Source organism: Frateuria defendens (genome assembly GCF_001182895.1).
Taxonomy (GTDB): domain Bacteria; phylum Pseudomonadota; class Gammaproteobacteria; order Xanthomonadales; family Rhodanobacteraceae; genus Frateuria_B; species Frateuria_B defendens.
Map to the genome: position 1 here is coordinate 1 of NZ_LFQR01000137.1, position 1,664 is coordinate 1,664.

Annotated in this window: 2 protein-coding genes; both read left to right on the top strand. The window is 49.0% G+C overall.

The window, feature by feature from the left end; all coding sequences use genetic code 11:
- Nucleotides 1-746: hypothetical protein (locus ACH65_RS20335; protein WP_202594232.1), on the top strand; the 746-nt coding region annotated here is incomplete at its 5' end.
- Between the two features lie 223 nt (nucleotides 747-969).
- Nucleotides 970-1,587 carry an Imm49 family immunity protein gene (locus tag ACH65_RS19210; RefSeq protein ID WP_161805621.1) on the top strand — a complete coding sequence of 206 codons (618 nt, stop codon included), beginning with the start codon at nucleotides 970-972 and terminating at the stop codon, nucleotides 1,585-1,587.
- Nucleotides 1,588-1,664 lie beyond the last annotated feature (77 nt).

The window sequence follows — 1,664 nt, forward strand, 5'->3', positions numbered from 1 at the left end:
GAGGTTCGACGCTAATCAGGCAGACTTTTGGTGGGCAAGCTATCCAGCAGGCATTGGGAGTTTCCCCTGGTGCAGCTGAGCTAATTTACGGGGCTCTGGGAGGGACGGGTGAAGCTTATGCCGGGTTGTCATTGCTGCCGGCGTGGGCAAAGGCAGCAACAGTCATTAATGCCGATGGCACCCTCACGCTCACGGGTGGTAGCAATGGCCTGAATGCGGTTAATGATTTCGAACTGCTTGCAAAGGGTGCGCCCGCAACGCCTACGCCGGGAGGTTATGTCAATCAGGTAAAAGTCTGTGGAAGTCAATGTGCATTGAATATTAGCGATCCTGCGGATCAGGCCGTTGCAACACAGATTGCTCTGAATGGCGATCCAACGGGGGAGCTTACCGAGTCTCTAATTAATTCGGTGGCACAGAAGCAGGGTATGACGGTGCTGGAGGGCGGAAAATATGGTGGCAACAGAGGATTTGATGCTGTTCTACAGAACTCTGATGGCTCGGTTACCCTCTTAGTAGATGGAAAGCAAATTAACAATGGAACCTTCTCACTTAGTCAGACTACAAGTGGTGACATGCAGCTTTCATCTGGCTGGATACAGAGTGTAATGGATAGGCTGGATAAGACATCACCAGCTTATAAGGCTATCAGTCAAGCCCAAGAGGATGGTACCTTGACCACTGCGGTAGTTGGCGTCAATAAAAATACTGGGCAGCTGATAGGGGTGCCTGTGAAGACCCCTTAGCGTTAAGAGGAAGATAATTATGTCTGCGGTCCTTGCCTATGAGGATAGTTTGAGGAAAGGGTTGGCTCATGTTGGGTCGCACTTGGAGGGCCATCTAGAGCGTTTAGCTAGTCGCTTAAATCATATAAGGAACAATTCGGGTGACCCCGAGGCTTGCAAGCGGGCTCTTCAATCCCACGCGGAGGCAGCTTCGCTAATATCTTGGTTTCAAGATAAAAACTTGATGGCTTGTAAACAGTGGTCCTATGTTGCAGCTAAGCTACGGCGCATGATTTGCCAGAATGCGCCCCTGACTGGTATTTATTCGCCAGGCGTTCCCTTCCGGGATCTGCTATGGCCGTTGTTGTCCGACCATTCCCAGCTCGTTAGGTGGTATGGAACTTTCAACGGCATTGATGTCAATAGGTCTAAAAAAAGTAGCACTTGGGAGTTTCTGACTTTTCAGGCAAAACTTGCATTGCGTGGTGAATGGGAGGTTCTTGCTGAACGTAGTGAACGATTTCTTTTGAATGTGCCGGAGCGCATGAAAAGATTTGCATCAGATAATCGTTTTTTTGTTGCCTTGGCTCGGGGTGATATTGGAGCGATGGAAGATGCTTTAAGTGAAATGGTGAAGCCGGATTCCATCAAATGGAGGAATGAGGATGATGGATATACGGGTTGGTTTATTGTGCGTGAAGCGGTTATTTACACCAAAATCGCTTGGCGCCATGGGTATCAGGTGGATATAAGCTCGCCATGGATTCCGTCGGAATGGTTGCCCATATCTCCCCTTTCTCATTACGACGATCCTTACCCCTTTATGCGGGCATTTGATATTGATATGCCGATGCCTGAGTGAAATGTTGGTGGGTGCGTAACAGTAGCTTTTGGTAATAAGGCAGCTAAGGATGCTCTGGAGCAGTTTGCATAACCCCA

Excerpts from the sequence above, each read along its gene's own strand:
- ACH65_RS19210 (WP_161805621.1), top strand. The coding sequence starts at position 970 with ATGGCTTGTAAACAGTGGTCCTATGTTGCAGCTAAGCTACGGCGCATG.